This window comes from Streptomyces sp. NBC_00289 (assembly GCF_041435115.1).
In the GTDB taxonomy this organism is placed as follows: Bacteria; Actinomycetota; Actinomycetes; order Streptomycetales; family Streptomycetaceae; genus Streptomyces.
In genome coordinates, this window is sequence record NZ_CP108046.1 from 8,202,129 (window position 1) to 8,220,928 (window position 18,800).

16 protein-coding genes and 1 pseudogene are annotated in these 18,800 nt (G+C 72.2%); 15 read left to right on the forward strand and 2 right to left on the reverse strand.

Features of this window, described 5'->3' with window-relative positions:
• Positions 1-16: 16 nt before the first annotated feature.
• The 8 genes from OG985_RS37145 to OG985_RS37180 all read left to right on the forward strand — a co-directional run bounded on the left by OG985_RS37145 (position 17) and on the right by OG985_RS37180 (position 8,591).
• The gene (locus OG985_RS37145) at positions 17-1,123 is read left to right on the forward strand and encodes a quinone-dependent dihydroorotate dehydrogenase (RefSeq protein ID WP_371672758.1); all 1,107 of its coding nucleotides are present in this window, start codon (positions 17-19) and stop codon (positions 1,121-1,123) included.
• Positions 1,120-1,965 carry an orotidine-5'-phosphate decarboxylase gene (gene pyrF, locus OG985_RS37150; RefSeq protein ID WP_371672759.1) on the forward strand — a complete coding sequence of 282 codons (846 nt, stop codon included), beginning with the start codon at positions 1,120-1,122 and terminating at the stop codon, positions 1,963-1,965. Before OG985_RS37145 ends, pyrF begins: the two co-directional genes overlap by 4 nt.
• Before the next feature lie 299 nt (positions 1,966-2,264).
• A complete protein-coding gene (locus OG985_RS37155) occupies positions 2,265-2,588 on the forward strand; it encodes an integration host factor (protein ID WP_003977346.1) in 324 nt (107 codons plus the stop codon).
• A gap of 60 nt (positions 2,589-2,648) precedes the next feature.
• Positions 2,649-3,206, forward strand: a complete 558-nt coding sequence (gmk, locus tag OG985_RS37160) for a guanylate kinase (protein ID WP_371672760.1) — start codon at positions 2,649-2,651, stop codon at positions 3,204-3,206.
• 38 nt (positions 3,207-3,244) lie between these two features.
• Complete coding sequence (gene rpoZ / locus OG985_RS37165) at positions 3,245-3,517, forward strand: DNA-directed RNA polymerase subunit omega (RefSeq protein WP_003977348.1); 273 nt, start codon at positions 3,245-3,247, stop codon at positions 3,515-3,517.
• Between the two features lie 129 nt (positions 3,518-3,646).
• A complete protein-coding gene (gene coaBC, locus OG985_RS37170; protein WP_371672761.1) occupies positions 3,647-4,849 on the forward strand; it encodes a bifunctional phosphopantothenoylcysteine decarboxylase/phosphopantothenate--cysteine ligase CoaBC in 1,203 nt (400 codons plus the stop codon).
• Between the two features lie 238 nt (positions 4,850-5,087).
• Positions 5,088-6,296, forward strand: a complete 1,209-nt coding sequence (metK, locus tag OG985_RS37175; RefSeq protein ID WP_371672762.1) for a methionine adenosyltransferase — start codon at positions 5,088-5,090, stop codon at positions 6,294-6,296.
• Positions 6,297-6,440: 144 nt separating this feature from the next.
• Entirely contained in the window at positions 6,441-8,591 is a 2,151-nt protein-coding gene (locus tag OG985_RS37180; RefSeq protein WP_371672763.1) for a primosomal protein N', read from the forward strand.
• 518 nt (positions 8,592-9,109) lie between these two features.
• Here the strand turns inward: OG985_RS37180 and OG985_RS37185 are convergent.
• Positions 9,110-9,595, reverse strand: a pseudogene (locus OG985_RS37185) (hypothetical protein); the annotation flags it as partial.
• A 305-nt stretch (positions 9,596-9,900) separates the two neighbouring features.
• On the opposite strand from OG985_RS37185, the gene fmt reads away from it, so the two are divergent.
• Both fmt and OG985_RS37195 read left to right on the forward strand, forming a co-directional pair.
• Complete coding sequence (gene fmt / locus OG985_RS37190; RefSeq protein WP_371672764.1) at positions 9,901-10,833, forward strand: methionyl-tRNA formyltransferase; 933 nt, start codon at positions 9,901-9,903, stop codon at positions 10,831-10,833.
• A gap of 83 nt (positions 10,834-10,916) precedes the next feature.
• Positions 10,917-12,335, forward strand: coding sequence for an RsmB/NOP family class I SAM-dependent RNA methyltransferase (locus OG985_RS37195; RefSeq protein ID WP_371672765.1), 1,419 nt, complete (start codon positions 10,917-10,919; stop codon positions 12,333-12,335).
• Here OG985_RS37195 and OG985_RS37200 read toward each other — a convergent pair.
• Positions 12,316-14,487 carry an MMPL family transporter gene (locus OG985_RS37200; RefSeq protein WP_371672766.1) on the reverse strand — a complete coding sequence of 724 codons (2,172 nt, stop codon included), beginning with the start codon at positions 14,485-14,487 and terminating at the stop codon, positions 12,316-12,318. The genes OG985_RS37195 and OG985_RS37200 overlap by 20 nt on opposite strands.
• A 134-nt stretch (positions 14,488-14,621) precedes the next feature.
• Here OG985_RS37200 and rpe point away from each other — a divergent pair, with 134 nt between their 5' ends.
• The 5 genes from rpe (at position 14,622) to OG985_RS37225 (ending at position 18,771) form a co-directional block, all read left to right on the forward strand.
• Positions 14,622-15,308, forward strand: coding sequence for a ribulose-phosphate 3-epimerase (gene rpe, locus OG985_RS37205; protein WP_371672767.1), 687 nt, complete (start codon positions 14,622-14,624; stop codon positions 15,306-15,308).
• Between the two features lie 78 nt (positions 15,309-15,386).
• Positions 15,387-16,430 carry a sugar-binding transcriptional regulator gene (locus tag OG985_RS37210; RefSeq protein ID WP_371672768.1) on the forward strand — a complete coding sequence of 348 codons (1,044 nt, stop codon included), beginning with the start codon at positions 15,387-15,389 and terminating at the stop codon, positions 16,428-16,430.
• Positions 16,431-16,469: 39 nt separating this feature from the next.
• The gene (locus OG985_RS37215; protein WP_371672769.1) at positions 16,470-16,886 is read left to right on the forward strand and encodes a ribonuclease domain-containing protein; all 417 of its coding nucleotides are present in this window, start codon (positions 16,470-16,472) and stop codon (positions 16,884-16,886) included.
• On the forward strand, positions 16,883-17,221 hold the full coding sequence (locus tag OG985_RS37220; RefSeq protein ID WP_371672770.1) for a barstar family protein: 339 nt from the start codon (positions 16,883-16,885) through the stop codon (positions 17,219-17,221). The genes OG985_RS37215 and OG985_RS37220 overlap by 4 nt, the downstream gene beginning before the upstream one ends.
• A 107-nt stretch (positions 17,222-17,328) precedes the next feature.
• Positions 17,329-18,771: a GuaB1 family IMP dehydrogenase-related protein gene (locus OG985_RS37225; protein WP_371672771.1), complete on the forward strand. Its 1,443-nt coding sequence runs from the start codon at positions 17,329-17,331 to the stop codon at positions 18,769-18,771.
• Positions 18,772-18,800: the final 29 nt, after the last annotated feature.

Below are 18,800 nucleotides of genomic sequence, written 5' to 3' on the forward strand. Positions count from 1 at the left end.
CCTGAGGACTCCCGAGATGTACAAGCTCTTCTTCCGTCTGGTCTTCCAGCGGATGGACCCCGAACAGGCCCATCACCTGGCCTTCCGCTGGATCCGGCTCGCCGTCCGCGTCCCGGTGCTGCGCACCTTCGTCGCCGCCGCGCTGGCGCCCCGCCACAGGGAACTGCGCACCGAGGCCTTCGGGCTGCGCATGCACGGCCCGTTCGGGCTCGCCGCCGGCTTCGACAAGAACGCGGTCGCCGTCGACGGCATGTCGATGCTCGGCTTCGACCACGTCGAGATCGGCACGGTGACGGGGGAGGCGCAGCCGGGCAATCCCACAAAGCGGCTGTTCCGGCTCGTCCCCGACCGGGCGCTGATCAACCGCATGGGCTTCAACAACGAGGGCTCGCTGGCCGTCGCGGCCCGGCTGGCCTCCCGTGAGCCGGTCTTCAGGACCGTCGTGGGCGTCAACATCGGCAAGACCAAGGCCGTACCTGAGGCCGAGGCCGCGGCGGACTACGTGAAGTCGGCCGAGCGGCTGGCGCCGTACGCCGACTACCTGGTCGTGAACGTCTCCTCCCCGAACACCCCGGGCCTGCGCAACCTCCAGGCGACCGAGGCGCTGCGCCCGCTGCTCACCGCCGTGCGCGAGGCCGCCGACCGTACCGTCGCCACGCGCCGGGTCCCCCTCCTGGTGAAGATCGCCCCGGACCTCGCGGACGAGGACGTCGACGCGGTCGCCGACCTCGCCGTCGAACTCGGCCTGGACGGGATCATCGCCACGAACACCACGATCGCGCGCGAGGGGCTCGGACTCGAGTCCTCGGCCTCCCTGCTCAAGGAGGCCGGCGGACTGTCCGGCGCCCCGCTCAAGGCGCGCTCCCTGGAGGTCCTGCGCCGCCTCTACGCGCGCGTGGGCGACCGGATCACCCTGGTGGGCGTCGGCGGCATCGAGAACGCCGAGGACGCCTGGCAGCGCATCCTGGCGGGCGCCACCCTGATCCAGGGCTACAGCGCGTTCGTCTACGAGGGCCCCTTCTGGAGCCGCGCCCTGCACAAGGGCCTCGCCGCCCGCCTCCGTACGAGCCCCTACGCCACCCTCGCCGACGCGGTCGGCGCCGACGCAAGGAAGACGGCATGACTGCTCTGGAACCCTTCGGCGCCCGCCTGCGCCGGGCCATGGACGAGCGCGGTCCGCTGTGCGTCGGCATCGACCCGCACGCGTCCCTGCTGGCCGAGTGGGGTCTGAACGACGACATCGCCGGGCTGGAACGCTTCAGCCGGACCGTGGTGGAGGCGACGGCCGACCGGGTGGCGGTCCTGAAGCCGCAGATCGCCTTCTTCGAGCGGTTCGGCTCGCGGGGCGTGGCCGTCCTGGAGAAGTCGGTCGAGGAGGCCAGGGCGGCCGGCGCCCTGGTCGTGATGGACGCCAAGCGCGGCGACATCGGCTCGACCATGGCCGCGTACGCCGAGTCCTTCCTGCACAAGGACTCCCCGCTGTTCTCGGACGCCCTCACCGTCTCGCCCTACCTCGGCTACGGGTCGCTGTCCCCGGCGGTCGCCCTGGCCCGGGAGAGCGGGGCCGGCCTGTTCGTCCTGGCGTTGACCTCCAACCCGGAGGGCGGCGAGGTCCAGCACGCGATCCGCGCGGACGGCCGGAACGTGGGAGCGACGATGCTGGCGCACCTGGCCGCCGAGAACGTGGGGGAGGAGCCCCTGGGCTCCTTCGGCGCGGTCGTCGGGGCCACGCTCGGCGACCTGTCCTCCTACGACCTCGCCATCAACGGGCCGCTCCTCGCACCCGGCATCGGCGCCCAGGGAGCCACTCCGGCCGATCTCCCCGCGGTCTTCGGCCGGGCGGTGCGCAACGTCGTCCCGAACGTCAGCCGGGGAGTACTGCGGCACGGTCCCGACGTCGGCGCGCTGCGCGCGGCCGCGGAGCGCTTCGCGACGGAGATCCGGGTCGCGCTGGCGGCGGTCTGAGGCTTTCGCGACGGTCGTCGCGGGTGTTCGAGTCGGTCGCTCGAGTCCTCCGATGAGTGGCTCGAAGCCGACTTGAGTCTGAATACATCCTCAAATCCGGGGCAGTATGTCGTAAATGTCCGCCCTCGCTGAGGCTGACCAGGACTTTTCCGCTGTTCTCGCTGACTCCGGCGGACTTGCCCGCTAGTCTCCGACGAGAGTGAACGGGCAAGCGTGTTGCTCGTGGCTCCCCAGGTGTGGGGCGATTAGGTTCCTCACCGGTTCCGTATCCGACAGTCAACATCCGAGGTGACGTAGGCGTGGCTCTTCCGCCCCTTACCCCTGAACAGCGCGCAGCCGCGCTCGAGAAGGCCGCCGCGGCTCGCCGGGAGCGGGCCGAGGTCAAGAATCGACTCAAGCACTCCGGCGCCTCCCTGCACGAGGTCATCAAGCAGGGGCAGGAGAACGATGTCATCGGCAAGATGAAGGTCTCCGCCCTGCTCGAGTCCCTCCCCGGCGTGGGCAAGGTCCGCGCCAAGCAGATCATGGAGCGTCTGGGCATCTCCGAAAGCCGCCGCGTGCGCGGCCTCGGTTCCAACCAGATCGCCTCTCTGGAGCGTGAGTTCGGCAGCACCGGTTCCTGAGTCCCGGATGCTCCGGGCAGGGAGTGCCGGGCACCCCGGGATTGCTGGAATAATCGCTGCATGAGTGAACGTCCGCGGCTGACCGTGCTCTCCGGCCCCTCCGGGGTCGGCAAGAGCACGGTCGTCGCCCATATGCGCAAGGAACACCCCGAGGTCTGGCTCTCGGTGTCGGCGACGACCCGGAGGCCCCGTCCCGGCGAGAAGCAGGGCGTCCACTACTTCTTCGTCAGTGACGAGGAGATGGACAAGCTGATCGCCAACGGCGAACTGCTGGAGTGGGCGGAATTCGCCGGCAACCGCTACGGCACGCCGCGTACGGCCGTGCTGGAGCACCTGGAGACCGGAGTGCCGGTTCTCCTGGAGATCGACCTCCAGGGTGCCCGGCAGGTCCGCGAGTCCATGTCCGAGGCTCAGCTGGTGTTCCTGGCTCCCCCCTCCTGGGAGGAACTCGTGCGCAGGCTCACCGGCCGGGGCACCGAGCCGCCCGAGGTGATCGAGCGCCGCCTGGAGGCGGCGAAGATCGAACTGGCGGCCGAGCCGGAGTTCGATGTGACCCTGGTCAACACCTCCGTCGAGGACGTGGCGCGCGAGCTGCTAGCCTTGATGGAAGTTGTGTGATCATGACTGATCTTTTCCCATCCATCGGAAGGTAGAGCGTGTCCTCTTCCATCTCCGCGCCCGAGGGCATCATCAACCCGCCGATCGACGAGCTCCTCGAGGCCACCGACTCGAAGTACAGCCTCGTCATCTACGCGGCCAAGCGTGCCCGCCAGATCAACGCTTACTACTCGCAGCTCGGCGAGGGTCTCCTCGAGTACGTCGGTCCGCTCGTCGACACCCACGTGCACGAGAAGCCGCTCTCGATCGCCCTGCGCGAGATCAACGCGGGACTCCTGACGTCCGAGGCCATTGAGGGCCCGGCTCAGTAGTTTTTTCGGTTTGCAGTTGGCTTTTCCACAGGCCCGGCAGCGCGACTGCCGGGCCTGTGGTGTGTGATGGGAGTCGTACGCCGGGAGCCGTGGCGTACCGGTGACGAGTGGCGGGGAGGCAGAAGTCCGGTGGACAAGCCGAAGGTCGTACTGGGGGTCAGCGGGGGCATCGCCGCCTACAAGGCCTGTGAGCTGCTGCGCAGACTGACCGAGTCGGGGCACGACGTCCGCGTCGTCCCCACCGCCTCAGCCCTCCACTTCGTCGGTGCGGCGACCTGGTCGGCCCTTTCCGGCAACCCCGTCTCGACCGAGGTCTGGGACGACGTCCACGAGGTTCCGCACGTCCGCATCGGCCAGCACGCCGATCTGGTCGTCGTCGCCCCGGCCACCGCGGACACCCTCGCCAGGGCCGCCCACGGTCTCGCCGACGACCTCCTCACCAACACCCTGCTCACCGCCCGCTGCCCGGTCGTCTTCGCACCCGCCATGCACACGGAGATGTGGGAGCACCCGGCCACCCAGGAGAACGTGGCGACGCTGCGCCGCCGGGGCGCCGTCGTGATCGAGCCGGCCGTCGGCCGCCTCACCGGTGTCGACACGGGCAAGGGCCGGCTGCCCGACCCGGCCGAGATCTTCGAGGTCTGCCGACGGGTCCTGGCCCGTGGGGCCAGAGAGCCGGACCTCGCCGGACGGCATGTCGTCGTGAGCGCCGGCGGCACCCGCGAGCCGCTCGACCCGGTCCGCTTCCTCGGCAACCGCTCCTCCGGCAAGCAGGGCTACGCCCTCGCCCGGACCGCCGCGGCGCGCGGTGCCCGCGTCACGCTGATCGCGGCGAACACCGGCCTGCCGGATCCTGCGGGGGTGGACGTCGTCCAGGTCGGCACCGCGGTGCAGCTGCGCGAGGCGGTGCTGAAGGCGGCTCCCGACGCCGACGCGGTCGTGATGGCCGCGGCGGTCGCCGACTTCCGCCCGGCCACGTACGCGGGCGGGAAGATCAAGAAGAAGGACGGCCAGGATCCCGAGCCCGTCGTGCTCGTACGGAATCCGGACATTCTCGCGGAGATATCGGCCGAACGGGCCCGCCCGGCGCAGGTGGTCGTCGGCTTCGCCGCGGAGACGGACGACGTCCTCGCCAACGGCCGTACGAAACTCCGGCGCAAGGGCTGCGACCTCCTCGTGGTCAACGAGGTGGGGGAGCGCAAGACCTTCGGCTCGGAGGAGAACGAGGCCGTGGTGCTGGGCGCCGACGGCAGCGAGACCCCGGTGCCGTACGGTCCGAAGGAAGCCCTGGCCGACACCGTGTGGGACCTGGTGGCCGACCGGCTGGGGTGAATGTTTCACCCGTTCACCACTGCCCCGAACCTCACACCTGAGGTGTGGCGCCCCTGGCCAACGGCGGTCGGGATTGGGCAGAATGCCCGTGCCGCAGGTCACAGGGCTTCCGAGAGGCGAGACAAGGGAGCCGGTGGCAGAGTGCGACCGATAAACTGTTCTCGGACGATCGCCGGGCGCAGCCCCCGACCCGTCCGCCCAAGATCAGCCAGCAGCCGCTGCAACCCCAGGGAGCGTTGTGTCCCGTCGCCTGTTCACCTCGGAGTCCGTCACCGAGGGTCACCCCGACAAGATCGCTGACCAGATCAGCGACACCATTCTCGACGCGCTCCTGCGCGAGGACCCGACCTCCCGGGTCGCCGTCGAGACCTTGATCACCACCGGCCTGGTGCACGTGGCCGGCGAGGTCACGACCAAGACCTACGCGGACATCGCGACCCTGGTCCGCAACAAGATCCTCGAGATCGGCTACGACTCCTCGAAGAAGGGCTTCGACGGCGCCTCCTGTGGCGTGTCGGTGTCGATCGGCGCGCAGTCCCCGGACATCGCGCAGGGCGTCGACACGGCGTACGAGAACCGTGTCGAGGGCGACGACGACGAGCTCGACCGGCAGGGCGCCGGCGACCAGGGCCTGATGTTCGGCTACGCGACGGACGAGACGCCGACGTTGATGCCGCTGCCGATCTTCCTCGCGCACCGCCTCGCGAACCGCCTCTCCGAGGTCCGCAAGAACGGCACGATCCCCTACCTCCGCCCGGACGGCAAGACGCAGGTCACCATCGAGTACGACGGCGACAAGGCGGTCCGGCTCGACACCGTCGTGGTGTCCTCGCAGCATGCCAGCGACATCGACCTGGAGTCGCTGCTCGCGCCGGACATCCGCGAGTTCGTCGTCGAGGCGGAGCTGAAGGTGCTCCTCGACGAGGGCATCAAGCTGGACACCGAGGGCTACCGGCTGCTGGTCAACCCGACGGGCCGGTTCGAGATCGGCGGCCCGATGGGTGACGCGGGCCTGACCGGCCGCAAGATCATCATCGACACGTACGGCGGCATGGCCCGCCACGGCGGCGGCGCGTTCTCGGGCAAGGACCCGTCGAAGGTGGACCGTTCCGCCGCGTACGCGATGCGCTGGGTCGCCAAGAACGTGGTGGCCGCCGGTCTCGCCTCGCGCTGCGAGGTCCAGGTCGCGTACGCCATCGGCAAGGCCGAGCCGGTCGGCCTGTTCGTCGAGACCTTCGGCACCGCCAAGGTCGACACCGACCGGATCGAGAAGGCGATCGACGAGGTCTTCGACCTCCGCCCGGCCGCCATCATCCGCGACCTCGACCTGCTCCGCCCGATCTACGCCCAGACGGCCGCCTACGGCCACTTCGGCCGCGAGCTGCCCGACTTCACCTGGGAGCGCACCGACCGCGTCGACGCCCTGCGCAAGGCCGCCGGGCTGTAAGGCAGGCCCGCCGACGACCGTGCCGAGGCCCGGTTCCCCCTGCGGGAGCCGGGCCTCGGCGTGTCCGCCGCGCACCGTTGTGCCGTCGCCGGTGGGGCGGCCGGACGCCGTCGGTTGTCAGTGCGGTTTGGTAAGAATGCAAGCGTGAGCAGCGAGAACGGGTCGGTGGGCGGCGGGGCCGAGGGGGCGCCGCCCGAGCAGCTTGCGCTGATTCGTGACAGCGTGCGCAAGGCCGACGTGCCCCGGGCCAAGCCACGGACCTGGCGTGGGGCCGCCCTGGCCGGGGAGCTTCCCGTCGCCCGGGTGCTGGTCGACAAGGGCGTGCTCCACCTCGACCGCTACTTCGACTACGCCGTCCCGGAGGAACTGGACGCCGAGGCGCAGCCCGGGGTGCGGGTGCGGGTGCGGTTCGGAGCCGGACGCCACCGGGTTCGGGACGGGCGGCGTGAGGGCGGGGGCCTGATCGACGGCTTCCTCGTCGAGCGGCTCGCCGAGTCCGACTACTCCGGCCCGCTCGCCGCGCTGGCCCAGGTCGTCTCACCCGAGCGGGTGCTGAGCGGGGAACTGCTCGGACTGGCGCGGGCCGTCGCCGACCGGTACGCGGGCAGTCTCGCCGACGTGCTGCAGCTGGCCGTGCCGCCCCGCAGCGCGCGGGCCGAGCAGCGGGCGTCCGCCGAGCCGCTGCCGCCGCCTGAGGCGCCCCAGGCGGGGTCCTGGGCGCGGTACGAGCGGGGGGCCGCGTTCCTGGAGTCCCTGGCCTCGGGCGGGGCGCCACGAGCGGTGTGGAACGCGCTGCCCGGGCCCGAGTGGAGCGAGGAACTGGCGCGGGCCGTCGCGGCGACGCTGGCCTCGGGGCGCGGTGCACTGGTCGTCCTGCCGGACGGCAGGGCGGTGGCGCGGGTCGACGCCGCCCTGACCTCCCTGCTGGGGCAGGGACGGCACGCCGTGCTCACCGCCGACGCCGGGCCCGAGAAGCGCTACCGGGAGTGGCTCGCGGTCCGCCGGGGGTCTGTTCGGGCGGTCGTGGGCACCCGGGCAGCGATGTTCGCTCCGGTGCAGAACCTCGGACTGCTCGCCCTGTGGGACGACGGCGACGACAGCCACAGCGAGCAGCACGCGCCGCAGCCCCACGCGCGGGAAGTGCTGCTGCTGCGGGCCGCTCAGGACAAGTGCGGCTTCCTGCTGGGTAGTTGGAGCTGCACCGTGGAGGCCGCACAGCTCGTCGAAAGCGGCTGGGCCCGGCCGCTGGCTGCCACGCGGGAACAGGTGCGCGGCGCCGCCCCACTGGTCCGGACCGTCGGGGACGGGGATCTCGCGCGGGACGAGGCCGCCCGGGCCGCCCGGCTGCCGAGCCTCGCCTGGCAGGCCGTCAGGGAGGGGTTGAGGCACGGGCCCGTCCTCGTCCAGGTCCCCCGGCGGGGGTACGTACCGCGGATGGCGTGCGCCAACTGCCGGGCGCCCGCCCGCTGCCGGCACTGCGCGGGGCCGCTGGAGGCCCCGGACTCCGGGGCCCTGCACTGCGGCTGGTGCGGGCGGGCGGAGGAGGCCTGGCACTGTCCGGAGTGCGGTGCCTTCCGGCTGCGGGCCCAGATCGTGGGAGCCCGGCGGACCGCCGAGGAGCTGGGGCGCGCCTTCCCGGCCGTCCCGGTGCGGACCTCCGGGCGCGAGCACGTCCTGGACACCGTGCCGGGTGCGCCCTCGCTGGTGGTGAGTACGCCGGGAGCCGAGCCGGTCGCCGAGGGCGGGTACGCCGCCGCGCTGCTGCTCGACGGCTGGGCCATGCTCGGGCGGCCCGATCTGCGGGCCGGGGAGGACGCGCTGCGGCGGTGGATCGGGGCCGCGTCACTCGTCCGTCCGCAGAGCGTCGGGGGGACCGTGGTCGTCGTCGCCGAGCCCACGCTGCGGCCCGTCCAGGCGCTGGTGCGGTGGGACCCCGTCGGACACGCCGTACGTGAGCTCGCCGAGCGGGCCGAACTGGGATTCCCGCCGGTATCGCGGATGGCGGCCGTGGCGGGACCGGCGGAGGCGGTCACGGAGTTCCTCGGTGCGCTGCGACTGCCGACGGAGGCCGAGGTGCTCGGCCCGGTTCCGGTACCGGCCACCAGGACGGGGCTGCCGCGGCGAGCGGGGGCACCGCCCCCCGGTGAGCACTGGGAGCGGGCGCTGATCCGGGTGCCACCGGGGAGCGGCGCCGCACTCGCCGCCGCGCTGAAAACCGCGCAGGCGGCGCGGATGGCGCGTGGCGGTGCGGAGGCGGCGGTACGGGTGCGGATCGATCCGCCCGACATCGGCTGAGGCGGGGTCGACGCGGGAGGCTTGGGGCCGGGGGATGCGGCTTGTGGCGGGGCTGCGTGCGGGGCGGATCTTGCTCGCGTGGGGGGATGCCGAGGTGGCGGTGCGGGTGTGGGTCGATCCGCCTGGCCTCGGTTGAGTGATCTTCGGCGCCGGCGCTTCGGGGCGTGGGCTGCGAGGGCCTGGTGGCCTATGGGCCTGGTGGCATGCGGTGGTGCGGGTGTGGGATTGATGCGGCCGTGTCGGTTGAGGTGGGGTTGGCGCGTGGTGCTTCGGGCCTCGGGCGTGGTGGTGTGCGGCTGCCCTCCCGGACGGGCGTGCGTCCCGGGAGGGCAGGGGAGGGAGTGTCAGCCGTTGCGCGGGCCGGGGAAGGCGGTCGGCCTGGCTTCGTCTCGGAGGGCGGCGCCGGCCGCGTCGCGGAGGGCGGGGCTGCCCGGGTCGCGGAGAGCGGGGCCGGCCGTGTCGCGGAGGGTCGGGGTGCCGGGCTCGCGGAGGGTGAGACCGGCCGCGTCTCGGAGGGCGGGGCTGCCGGCCGTGGGCTGGGTCGGCATGGAGCGGGCGGCGGGGACCGTCGGGACCGTGGGCATGCCGGTGTTGACGCTGACCGGGCGGGCGGCGGGCGTGTCCGGGGTCTCGACCTCGGCGGTCGCCTGGACCGTGGCCCGGCGGGAGCCGTAACGGCGGTGGACCGCCTGCTTGGTGACACCGAGGGCCGAACCGACCGCGTCCCAGGAGAAGCCGAGCGAGCGGTCGAAGTCCACGGCGGCCGTGACCAGGCTCTCGACGCTGTCCCGCAGCTCCTGGGCGAGCCGGACCGTCGGGGCGGGGGCACGTCCGTAGACGACGAAGCCCGTGGAGGGGCCGGAGCGGCGCGGACGGTAGACGTTGCCCAGTTGGGCGGTGAGCGTACGCAGTGCGTCCACCTGCCGGCGGACCCGCTCGATGTCGCGCACCAGCAAGTGCAGGCTGGCCCGAGCCTGGGCGTCGTGGGTTGCGTGGTCGGCCATGAACAAGCCTCTCGAACCGGCGATGAAAAGGATCGGGCCGCCCGATTGCGGCCCGCTGTGGTCAATCCTTCTTGACCAACGCGTCCGCGCTCCGCTGGTCACGCAACGGGGGCGTATGGGCATATGCGTACGCCCCCGGGGTGTGGGTCGCGCCTCGGCCTCCGGTCCCGGTCCTCGCCCACGCGTCCACCACCCGTTTCGGGGGGCGCCCGCCGTCGGCGGCCGCCCGGGCCGCCGGGAGCCCTCCGCCCTAGACTTGTGTGCTGCCCGACGTCGAACTCCGCCCGAGAGGCCCTGACCCACCCATGAAGCTCGTCTTCGCCGGTACCCCCGAGGTCGCCGTTCCCGCACTGGACGCTCTGATCGCCTCCGGGCGGCACGAGGTGGCCGCCGTCGTCACGCGTCCCGACGCACCGGCCGGGCGGGGTCGCAGGCTGGTCGCGTCCCCCGTCGCCGAGCGGGCCGAGGAGGCCGGCATCGAGGTGCTGAAGCCGGTCAGGCCGCGGGAACCGGAGTTCCTGGAGCGGCTCAGGGAGATCGCCCCCGACTGCTGTCCCGTCGTCGCCTACGGGGCTCTGCTGCCGCGCGTCGCCCTCGACATCCCCACCCACGGCTGGGTCAACCTGCACTTCTCGCTGCTGCCCGCCTGGCGCGGCGCCGCGCCCGTGCAGCACGCCGTGATGGCGGGGGACGAGATCACCGGCGCCTCCACCTTCCTGATCGAGGAAGGGCTCGACTCCGGACCGGTGTACGGCACGGTGACCGAGGCGATCCGCCCCACCGACACCAGCGGCGACCTGCTGACCCGGCTCGCCTTCGCCGGAAGCGGGCTGCTCGCCGCGACGATGGACGGGATCGAGGACGGCACGCTGAAGGCCGTACCGCAGCCGGGCGAGGGCATCACGCTCGCCCCGAAGATCACCGTCGAGGACGCCCGGGTCGACTGGGCCACCCCCGCGCTGCGCGTCGACCGGGTGGTACGCGGCTGCACGCCCGCGCCCGGCGCCTGGACCGTCTTCCGCGGTGAGCGGCTCAAGCTGATCCAGGCCGTGCCGGTGACCGAGCGTACGGAGCTCGCCCCCGGGCAGCTGTCCGTCGGCAAGAACAGCGTCCACGTGGGCACGGGGTCGTACGCCGTCGAGCTGCTGTGGGTGCAGGCCCAGGGCAAGAAGCCGATGAAAGCGGCGGACTGGGCCCGCGGGGTGCGGATCGCCGACGGCGAGACCCTCGGCGGGTGACGCCCCTCCGGGGCGACGGGCCGGCGACGGGTGCGTCGTAGGCTTGTGCCGTACCCCTTCCTGATATCCGGAGCACCTTTTCTGTGAGCGACCAGCACCGTCGTCCCCGCAAGCCCGGCAAGCCCTACCGCCGGCCCCAGAAGGATCCCGTCCGCATGCTCGCCTTCGAGGCCCTGCGGGCCGTGGACGAGCGGGACGCCTACGCCAACCTCGTTCTGCCGCCGCTGCTGCGCAAGGCGCGGCAGAGCGGTGACTTCGACGGGCGGGACGCCGCGCTCGCGACGGAGCTCGTGTACGGCACGTTGCGGCGGCAGGGGACGTATGACGCGGTCATCGCCGCCTGCGTCGACCGGCCGCTGCGGGAGGTCGACCCGCCCGTGCTCGACGTGCTGAGCCTGGGCGTGCACCAGCTGCTCGGCACGCGGATTCCCACGCACGCCGCCGTCTCCGCCTCGGTGGAGCTCGCCCGGGTCGTGCTCGGGGACGGACGGGCCAAGTTCGTCAACGCCGTGCTGCGGAAGGTCGCGCAGCACGATCTCGACGGATGGATCGAGAAGGTCGCCCCGCCCTACGAGGACGATCCGGAGGACCACCTCGCCGTCGTGCACTCCCACCCCCGCTGGATCGTCTCGGCGTTGTGGGACTCGCTCGGCGGCGGCCGGGCCGGCATCGAGGACCTGCTGGCGGCCGACAACGAGAGGCCCGAGGTCACCCTGGTCGCCCGGCCGGGCAGGTCCACGACCGAGGAACTGCTCGGCGAGGAGGCCGCGGTGCCGGGGCGCTGGTCGCCGTATGCCGTGCGGTTGACCGAGGGCGGCGAACCGGGGGCGATCGAGGCCGTACGGGAAGGCCGTGCGGGCGTGCAGGACGAGGGCAGTCAGCTCGTGGCCCTGGCGCTCGCCAACGTGCCCCTCGACGGACCCGACGGGAAGTGGCTCGACGGGTGTGCCGGGCCCGGCGGCAAGGCCGCGCTGCTCGCCGCGCTCGCGGCCGAGCGGGGGGCCGTCGTGCTCGCCTCCGAGAAGCAGCCGCACCGCGCGGCGCTGGTGGCCAGGGCCCTCGACGGCAATCCCGGGCCCTATCAGGTGATCGCCGCAGACGGCACCCGGCCGCCGTGGCGGCCCGGGTCCTTCGACCGGGTGCTGATGGACGTGCCGTGCACCGGCCTCGGTGCCTTGCGCAGGCGTCCCGAGGCGCGCTGGCGGCGCCGCCCCGACGACCTGGAGGGGTTCGCTCCGTTGCAGCGCGGTCTGCTGACCACGGCCCTGGACTCGGTCCGGGTCGGCGGGATCGTCGGCTACGCGACCTGTTCGCCGCACCTCGCGGAGACCAGGGCGGTCGTGGACGACGTGCTCAAGCAGCACCCGGCGGCCGAACTCGTCGACGCCCGCCCCTTCCTGCCGGGCGTACCGGCCCTCGGCGACGGCCCCGACGTACAGCTGTGGCCGCATCTGCACGGGACCGACGCCATGTACCTGGCGCTCATTCGGAGGACTGGCTGACACGCTCCTCGGCCCGGGCCCGCGCGGCCGGTCCGCCGTCCTCGCGGGCCAGCCGGCCGGGCCACCACACCTTGCGGCCCACGTCCAGGAACAGCGACGTGACGAGCACCGATCGCACGACGAAGGTGTCCAGGAGGACGCCGAGGGCCACCGCGAAGCCGATCTCGGCGAAGGCGACCATCGGCAGTGTGGCGAGGGCGGCGAAGGTGCCGGCCAGGACCAGGCCGGCGGAGGTGATCACCGCGCCCGTCGCCGCCAGGCCCGTCACCACGCCCCGACGGGTGCCCTCACGGGCCGCCTCCTCCCGGATACGGGTGGTCAGGAAGATGTTGTAGTCGATCCCCAGGGCCACCAGGAAGACGAAGACGAACAGCGGGAAGTCCGTCTGCTCGCCCGCGTAGTCGAAGACGTGCCGGAAGGCCAGCGCGCTCGCGCCCAGCGCGGCCGCGAAGGACAGCACGACCGTGCCGATCAGCAGCACCGGCGCCACCACGGCACGCAGCAGCGCGCTCAGGATCAGCAGGACGACCACGAGGACCGCCGGAATGATCACGAGGTTGTCGTGCGTCGTGGCCGCGTCCATGTCGAGCAGGGCCGCGGTGCCGCCGCCCACCTGGGCGTCGGCACCGGGCACGTCGTGCACGGCGTCACGGACGCGCTCCACGGTGTGTTTCGCGGCCTCGCTGTCGGCCGGCGCCGTCATCGTGGCCTCGAAGAGCACCTGGCCGTCGTGCGAGGGTTTCGTGCCCGGCGGGACCGTCAGACTGCCCGGCACCACACCCTGGGTCGACGAGACGGCCTGGCGGACCTGGTCGGCCTGTGCCTCGTTGGAGACGATCACCAGTGGGTCACCGCTGCCCGCCGGGAAGTAGCGCGCCGACACCTCCTGCCCGGTGATCGAGTCCGGTTTGCCGGTGAAGGCGTCCGCGTTGCCGATGCCCTCGGCGCGCAGTTGCAGCAGCCCGAGGGAGAGGACGGCCAGGGCCAGCGCCGTGCCGACCCACACGACGCGCGGGCGGCGGGCCATCCGGTGGCCCAGGCGCGCCCACATGCCCCGCTCGGTCGGGTCGGCCGAGCCGGAGTGCGGGATCGACGGCCAGAAGATCCAGCGGCCGCAGATCAGCAGCAGCGCCGGGAAGAGGCTGATCATGGCCAGCAGGGCGACGGCCACGCCGATCGCCGCCACCGGGCCCAGTCCCCGGGTCGAGTTCATCTCGGCGGCCAGCAGCACCAGCATGCTCAGGACGACCGTCGCCCCGGAGGCCAGCACGGCCGGGCCGGCGCGGTGCAGGGCGAGCGCCATCGCCTCGTGGCGGTCCTCATGCCGGCGCAGCTCCTCGCGGTAGCGGGCGACGAGCAGGAGGGCGTAGTCGGTGCCGGCGCCGAAGACCAGGACCGTGAGGATGCCCGCGCTCTGGCCGTTGACCGTCAGGCCCGCGTGCTGGGCGAGCAGATAGATCAGGGCCTGCGCCGTGAACAGCGCGACGACCACGCCGAGCAGCGGGACGATGATCAGCGTCGGGCTGCGGAAGGTGAGCAGCAGCATCACGATCACGACGGCCATGGCCGAAAGCAGCAGGGTCGAGTCGATGCCCTCGAAGGCCTTGGAGAAGTCGGCGGAGGTGCCGCCGGGGCCGGTGACGTGGACGGCGAGCCCGTTCTCGCTCTCGCCGGCCTTGTCACGGATGGAGTCGACAGCGGGCGAGATCTCCTCCCAGCCCTTCTCGTCCATCGTGATCGGCACGTAGATCTGGGCGGCCTCGGGCGCCGACCGCTGGTTGTAGACGGGGCCGCGTGTCTCCGCGCCGCGGATGCCGTGCGCGGTCAGCTGCTTGATCTGGGCCGCGTCCTCGGCGATCTGCCGCCTGTCCTGGACGGTGAGCCCGCCCTCGCGCGCGTAGACGACGACTGCCGGGATCTGCTCCGGCCTGAAGCCGTCCGCCGTCTGCAGCACCTGGGTGGACTCCGCGGAGCCCGGCAGCCAGGATGCCGCGTCGTTGTCCTGGGCGTCGGTGAGCTTCTGCGCGAGCGGGGCCGCGACGACGAGCACCACCAGCCACAGGGCGACAATCAGCCACTTGCTGCGATGCCCGGTCACGAATCCGATGAGTCCCTGGCGCACATGGCGCCCGTGGTCCTTCCCGTCCGTCATGGCCACCCCCGTAGCCGTAGCCGCACATGATGAGTCGCCCAGCATGGCACGTGCGGGCCCGGTGGAACATCCGATGAACGGCCCGGCTGTGGACCGGCGCGAACAAACGTGCCCGGACATGGCAGGCTTGGGTCATGGCCGCGCAGATCAACCCCAGCATTCTGTCCGCCGACTTCGCCCGCCTCGCGGACGAGGCGCAGGCGGTCAACGGAGCCGACTGGCTTCACGTCGACGTCATGGACAACCATTTCGTCCCGAACCTCACGCTCGGTGTGCCGGTCGTAGAGTCACTGGCCCGTGCGACGGACACCCCGCTGGACTGCCATCTGATGATCGAGGCCCCCGATCGGTGGGCGCCCCAGTACGTCGAGGCGGGGGCCGGTTCCGTCACCTTTCACGTCGAGGCGGCCGCCGCTCCGGTCAGGCTCGCCAGGGAGATCCGGGCCAAGGGCGCCCGCGCCTCCATGGCGCTGAAGCCGGCGACGCCCATCGAGCCGTACGAGGATCTGCTCCCCGAGCTCGACATGCTGCTGATCATGACGGTCGAGCCCGGTTTCGGCGGACAGGCCTTCCTCGACATCATGCTCCCGAAGATTCGGCGCACCCGCGAGTTGATCAGCAAGCACGGTCTCGAGCTGTGGCTCCAGGTCGACGGGGGAGTTTCGGCCGCCACCATCGAGCGCTGCGCCGACGCGGGAGCCGACGTCTTCGTCGCCGGTTCTGCGGTCTACGGGGCATCCGACCCGGCCCAGGCGGTACGTGCACTGCGCACGCAGGCGGAGTCGGCCACCACCAAGGCGTCCTGGGCGTGCGACCACTGACCGACAGGAATGTGAACGGCTCTCGTCCGGGCCGATCAAGCGCGCCGGATCTGCGAGGATGAACGGCGAATCCAGAGTGTGAACAGCAGTGAGGAGAAGGCCGTGTCGGGTATGTCGGCGGGCCGGTCAGCCATGCGGATGGGACCCGCTGAGCTGGTCCAGGCGGCGGCCATGGCCCGCCGCTTCTATCTCGAGGGCAAGTCCAAGATCCAGATCGCCGAGGAGTTCGGCGTCAGCCGCTTCAAGGTGGCCCGGGTCCTGGAGACCGCCCTCGAACGGGATCTCGTACGTATCGAGATCCGTGTGCCGGCCGAACTGGACGCGGAGCGCTCCGACGCGCTGCGCGCCCGCTACGGCCTGCGGCACGCCGTCGTGGTCGAGTCCCCGGCCGAGGCCGAGGAGACACCCGACCCGGAGAATCTGGGGGAAGTGGCCGCCGACCTGCTCGGCGAACTGGTGAACGAGGGCGACATCCTGGGCCTGGCCTGGGGCCGGTCGACCATCCACATGGCGGCCGCCCTCGACCGGCTGCCGCCGTGCACGGTGGTGCAGCTGACCGGGGTGTACGACGCCGGAACCGCCGAACGCGGCTCCGTGGAGGCCGTCCGCCGCGCGGCCCAGGTGTCGGGCGGGGACGCCCATCCCATCTACGCGCCGATGCTGCTGCCGGACGCGGCCACGGCGATCGCGCTGCGCAACCAGACCGGCATCGCGCGGGCCTTCGAGTACTTCGACAAGGTCACCGTCGCCTGCGTCTCCATCGGTTCCTGGGAGCGGGGCATCTCGACGGTGCACGACATGCTCAGCGACGAGGAGCGCGCGCACTACGCCTCGCTCGGTGTCGCCGCCGAGATGTCCGCGCACCTCTTCGACGTGGAGGGCCGCCGGGTCGGGCGGGACCTGGGAGAGCGCTGCATCACCGTGAAGACCGACCAGCTCCGCCGGGTCCCCGAGGTCGTCGCGATCGCGGGCGGCCAGCGCAAGGCGCCGGCGATCGACGCGGTGCTGCGGTCCGGGCTCGTCACCAGCCTGGTGACGGACACGTCGGCCGCGGACTACCTTCTGACGGCGGGGCCGACGCCCAGGCCTTCACTCAACCGGGCTGACCCCGACGGGCCCTGACGGTGCGTCATGAGGGGGCGGCCGTGACAGCATCGACGCATGCTGCCGCGGTTCGTCCCCCGAGTGCTCGCCGGTGTGCTGGTCTGTCTCGCCGTACTGCTGACGGGCTGCTCGTCGGACCGCACCGGTACGCCGGCCGACGCGAGCGGCTCGGCCGCCGCCCCCTCGTGGGCCGGGGGCCTGGCCACGGTCGAGGTGTCCCGGCTCCCCGCCGAGGCCCGGCGGACGCTCGAACTCATCGATGAGGGCGGCCCGTTCCCCTACGACCGGGACGGCGTCGTCTTCGGGAACTTCGAGCGGCTCCTGCCCTCGCGGGAGCGTGGTTACTACCACGAGTACACCGTCACGACGCCGGGCTCACCGGACCGCGGCGCCCGGCGCCTCGTCACCGGCCGGGGCGGCGAGATCTACTACACCGACGATCACTACGACTCGTTCAGGGCGGTGCTGAGATGACGCCACGCGTGGTGCCGCTCGACCTCGACGGGGTCACGGACAAGGCGGGTCTGATGGACCGCTGCGCCCGCGCCCTGGCGCTGCCCGACTGGTTCGGCCGCAACTGGGACGCGCTGGCCGACAGCCTCGGCGACCACGGCGTGTGGCCCGAGGGCGCCGTCGAGGACGGGCTGCTGATCGTCGTACGGAACTGGCGGCCCTACGCCCACGCCCGCCCGGACGAGTGGGAGACCGCCCAGCAGGTGTTCGGCGAAGCGGCGGACCGGACGCCGGGGCTCTCGGTCGCCCTCGCCCTTGGAGGTTCCTCCCAAGGGCCCTCTGACCTGCCTGGATGATGCTACCGGGCATCGCTGTGCGGTCGCCGTGGGACAATGAAGCACGTGCTCTTCCCCCTGGCTGACCTGTCCGGGGGTCACCTCTGATCGACTGGGATGTGCGGCACGTGCGTTTCCTCAATGACATCCAGCCCCCGTACGACCTGACGTACGACGACGTGTTCATGGTCCCGAGCCGTAGCGCGGTCGGCTCGCGGCAGGGCGTGGACCTCGGCTCCCCGGACGGCACGGGCACCACGATCCCGCTGGTCGTCGCCAACATGACCGCCATCGCCGGCCGCCGGATGGCCGAGACCGTGGCCCGGCGCGGCGGCCTCGTGGTCATCCCGCAGGACATTCCGATCGAGGTCGTCACCGAGGTCGTCTCCTGGGTGAAGAGCCGCCACCACGTCCTGGACACCCCGATCGTGCTGGCCCCGCACCAGACCGTCGCCGACGCGCTGGCCCTGCTGCCCAAGCGCGCGCACAACGCCGGGGTGGTCGTCGACGAGGAGCACCGGCCCGTCGGTGTCGTCACCGACCAGGACCTGACCGGCGTCGACCGCTTCACCCAGCTTGCCGAGGTCATGTCCCGTGACCTGCTGCTGCTCGACGCCGACATCGACCCGCGCGAGGCCTTCAACCGGCTCGACGGGGCCAACCGCCGCTACGCCCCCGCCGTGGACGCGGACGGCCGCCTGGCCGGCATCCTGACCCGCAAGGGCGCCCTGCGCGCCACGCTGTACACGCCGGCCGTCGACGCCCGGGGCAGGCTGCGCATCGCCGCCGCCGTCGGCATCAACGGCGACGTCGCGGGCAAGGCCAAGCAGCTGCTCGACGCGGGCGTGGACACACTCGTCATCGACACGGCGCACGGGCACCAGGAGTCGATGATCAGCGCGATCAAGGTCGTGCGCGCGCTCGACCCGCACGTGCCGATCGCCGCCGGCAACATCGTCGCCGCCGAGGGCGTGCGGGATCTGATCGAGGCCGGAGCGGACATCGTCAAGGTCGGTGTCGGCCCCGGCGCCATGTGCACCACGCGCATGATGACCGGCGTGGGCCGGCCGCAGTTCTCCGCCGTCCTGGAGTGTGCCGCCGAGGCGAAGAAGTACGGCAAGCACGTGTGGGCCGACGGTGGTGTCCGGCACCCGCGTGACGTGGCGATGGCGCTCGCGGCCGGGGCGTCCAACGTGATGGTCGGCTCGTGGTTCGCGGGCACCTACGAGTCGCCCGGCGACCTCCAGCAGGACGCCAACGGCCGTCTCTACAAGGAGTCGTTCGGCATGGCGTCCGCGCGTGCCGTGCGCAACCGCACGTCGGACGAGTCGGCCTACGACCGCGCCCGCAAGGCGCTGTTCGAGGAGGGCATCTCCACCTCCCGGATGTTCCTCGACCCGGCCCGCCCCGGCGTCGAGGACCTCATCGACTCGATCATCGCGGGTGTCCGCTCCTCCTGCACCTACGCCGGCGCGGGCTCCCTGGAGGAGTTCGCGGACAAGGCCGTCGTCGGTATCCAGAGCGCGGCCGGCTACGCGGAGGGCAAGGCGCTGCACGCCAGCTGGATCTGAGCCGCACGCAGGCCGGACGGCCCCTGTGC